The organism is uncultured Phyllobacterium sp. (genome assembly GCF_902479695.1).
Lineage (GTDB): Bacteria > Pseudomonadota > Alphaproteobacteria > Rhizobiales > Rhizobiaceae > Phyllobacterium > Phyllobacterium calauticae.
Genome location: NZ_CABSQF010000091.1, coordinates 1 through 3,402, shown reverse-complemented (window position 1 = coordinate 3,402; position 3,402 = coordinate 1). Strand labels below are relative to the sequence as shown.

Annotated in this window: 3 protein-coding genes; all 3 read right to left on the bottom strand. The window is 61.1% G+C overall.

What is annotated here, in order from left to right; all coding sequences use genetic code 11:
- A partial coding sequence (locus RDL77_RS24730; RefSeq protein WP_288195139.1) for a molybdopterin-dependent oxidoreductase occupies nt 1–1,109 on the bottom strand: 1,109 nt, incomplete at its 3' end.
- A gap of 6 nt (nt 1,110–1,115) precedes the next feature.
- Nucleotides 1,116–1,445: a nitrite reductase small subunit NirD gene (nirD, locus tag RDL77_RS24725; RefSeq protein WP_288195138.1), complete on the bottom strand. Its 330-nt coding sequence runs from the start codon at nt 1,443–1,445 to the stop codon at nt 1,116–1,118.
- 4 nt (nt 1,446–1,449) lie between these two features.
- Nucleotides 1,450–3,402, bottom strand: a 1,953-nt coding sequence (nirB, locus tag RDL77_RS24720; protein ID WP_288195137.1) for a nitrite reductase large subunit NirB, incomplete at its 5' end; no start/stop codon positions are given.

Below are 3,402 nucleotides of genomic sequence, written 5' to 3'. Positions count from 1 at the left end.
GCCCAGAAATCCTGAACCAGCCGCCGGTGCCCGGCATTCTCGATCTGCATATGGCTTGCCAGCATGTTGGCAAGCCCGCCCACCTCGCGCCCGCCCATGGCATTGGGCTGCCCGGTGACCGAGAACGGCCCCATGCCGGGGCGGCCGATGCGGCCCGCTGCCAGATGGCAATTGATGATGGCATTGACCTTATCCGTACCCGATGCCGACTGATTGACGCCTTGGCTGTACACCGTCACGCAGCGCTCCGTCCGGGCAAACAGCGTGAAGAAGGCGAGCAGTTGATCCGGCGCAATCCCTGTTTGTCGCGAAATTGTTTCCAGGTCATAGGAACTGGCAATCGCTAAAGCCGCCGCAAAACCCGTCGTGTGCCGCTCGATATAGGCGCGATCCAAAGCATCCTGTTCGGTCAGACAACCGAGTAGCCCGACAAACAGCGCCGTATCCCCGTCGGCGCGGATCGGCAGATGCATGTCGGCGATATCGGCGGTCATGGTGCGGCGCGGATCGATGAGGACGATACGCATCTGCGGGCGCTTGACCTTGGCCGCTGCAACCCGCTGATAGAGCACGGGATGGCACCAGGCGAGATTGGAGCCGGTCAGCACGATGAGATCGGCAAGCTCCAGATCTTCATAGGTTCCCGGAACGGTGTCTGACCCGAAGGCCCGCATATGCCCCGCCACCGACGACGACATGCACAGCCGTGAATTCGTATCGATGTTTGCCGAGCCGATGAAACCTTTCATCAGCTTGTTGGCAACGTAATAATCTTCAGTCAGAAGCTGGCCCGAAACGTAGAAAGCGACACTATCCGGGCCATGTTCCCTGATCGCAGCGCTGAAACGGCTGGCGACAAGATCGAGAGCCTTGTCCCAGCTCGCCGCCTTGCCCTCGACCCGCGGCTCCAGCAGCCGGCCATCCAGATGAACCGTTTCACCAAGCGCCGATCCCTTGGAGCAGAGCCGCCCGAAATTGGCGGGATGCTCCGGGTCTCCGGCGATGACAACCGTACCCTCATTGCCGGGTGTCGCAAGCACGCCGCATCCGACGCCGCAATAGGGGCAGGTGGTGCGAACCGTACCGGGAGAAAGCGCCGGATTGTCCATGCCGCTCTACTCTGCGGCCATGGCGGCCAGCTCAAACGCGGCCAGAATCCGGTCACCGTCCAGCCGGATCGCGATGGTTTTCACGCTGCCTTCATCAGCGCCAAGCGCCTTGCCCGTCTCCAGCGAAATGACCCAGTTGTGCAAGGGACAAGTCACCGAAGCGCCGTGGACGATGCCCTGACTGAGCGGCCCGCCCTTGTGCGGACAATGATCGTCAATGGCAAAAATCTGGTCTTCCATGGTCCTGAAAACGGCAATCCTGCCATTGGGTGTGTTCACGCATCGGGCCCCCCGGCGCGGAATGTCGTTGATTGTTCCAATCTCAATCCAGTTCATCATTCTACTCCGCTGCCTGCTGGTAGCCGATCCTGGCCATCGGCTGGAATTCATGCTTGTCGACGCCGGAAACCCGCTCAGACCACGGATCGACCTGCGCAAAAGTCTGGCTGAAGACAAAGCGGTCGAAATAGGTCCGGCGCTTCACCGCGTCCTGCATGATCTGGCGGCGGATTTCATCGAGGCCGACACGCTTGGCCCATTTGTAGATGCGCTCGAGATAGCGGCCCTGTTCGCGGTACATCTGCGTCAGCGCCACCACATGTTCCAGCGCCTCGTCCTCGGTCTTGACCAGCCCCAGAACTTCCGTCCCCTTGATATCGAGCCCCGCCGCCCCGGCGAAATGGATTTCGTATCCGGAATCGACACAGATGATGCCGACATCCTTGCAGGTGGCTTCGGCGCAATTGCGCGGACAGCCTGATACCGCCATCTTGACCTTGGCGGGCGTCCACGACCCCCACATGAATTTCTCGATGCGAATGCCAAGCCCGGTCGAATCCTGCGTGCCGAAGCGGCACCAGTCGGTCCCGACACAGGTTTTTACCGTGCGCAGTCCCTTGGCATAGGCCTGTCCTGACACGAACCCGGCCTTGCCGAGATCGGCCCAGACAGCCGGCAGGTCTTCCTTCTTGACGCCCAGCATGTCGATGCGCTGGCCGCCGGTGACCTTGACAGCCGGAATGGCGAATTTGTCGACCACATCGGCGATTGCCCGCAATTCCCGGGAATTGGTGACGCCGCCCCACATGCGCGGCACAACGGAATAGGTTCCATCCTTCTGGATATTGGCATGCACCCGTTCGTTGATGAAGCGCGACTGGTAGTCGTCGGCATATTCATCCGGCCAGTCCGCAACGAGATAATAATTCAAGGCCGGGCGGCACTTGGCGCAGCCGCACGATGTCTTCCATTCGAGCTCCTGCATCACGGCCGGAATGGACTTCAGCTTCTTCGCCTTGATCAGCCGGCGGACATCGTCATGACCAAGATCGGTGCAACTGCACATGGGCGTTACCGCCGATGGATTGTAGGAATCACCGAGGGTGAGCGCCAGCAGCTGTTCCACCAGACCGGTGCAGCTGCCGCAGGAGGCGGACGCCTTGGTATGGACGCGCACATCATCCAGCGAGGTCAGCCCCTTGCCCGATATGGCACCGGTGATCTTGCCCTTGCATATGCCGTTGCAGCCGCAGATTTCCGCATCATCTGGCAAGGCTGCAACGGCCGCCATAGGGTCCAGCGGGGACCCTCCCTGATAGGACTGGCCGAAAATCAATGTGTCGCGCATCTCCGAAATGTCGGTTCGCTTCTTGGTAAGGTCATGGAACCAGGCGCCATCGGATGTCTCGCCGTACAGCACCGTGCCGATGATGCGGTCATCCCTGAGCACCAGCCGCTTGTAGACCCCGGCGGCGGCATCGCGCAGGACGATCTCCTGCCGGTCGTCGCCTTCGCCGAGATCGCCGACGGAAAACAGGTTGATCCCTGTGACCTTCAGCTTGGTCGGCGTCTCGCTGTGCACGAATTTGGCATCCGCATCATCCGCCAGTTGTGCTGATACCACCCGCGCCATCTCGTAGAGAGGCGCGACCAGCCCGTAGCATTGTCCGCCCACCTCCGCGCACTCACCGATGGCGAAGATCTCGGGATCGGAGGTCCGCATGCCGGCGTCGACAACGATGCCGCGATTAGTTGCAAGCCCGGCTTCCTTCGCGAGCATGGCATTGGGGCGGATACCCGCCGCCATGACCACCAGATCGGCAGGCAATGTTGTGCCATCGGCAAGCAGAACGCCTTCCACCCTGTTCTGACCGATGATCTCCTTGGTGCTCGCTTTGGTCATCACGCGGATGCCGCGCTGCTCCACCGCCTGTTCGAGGAGATATCCGGCCGCCGGATCAAGCTGGCGCTCCATCAGTGTCGGCATGATATGGAGAACCGTGACATCCATGCC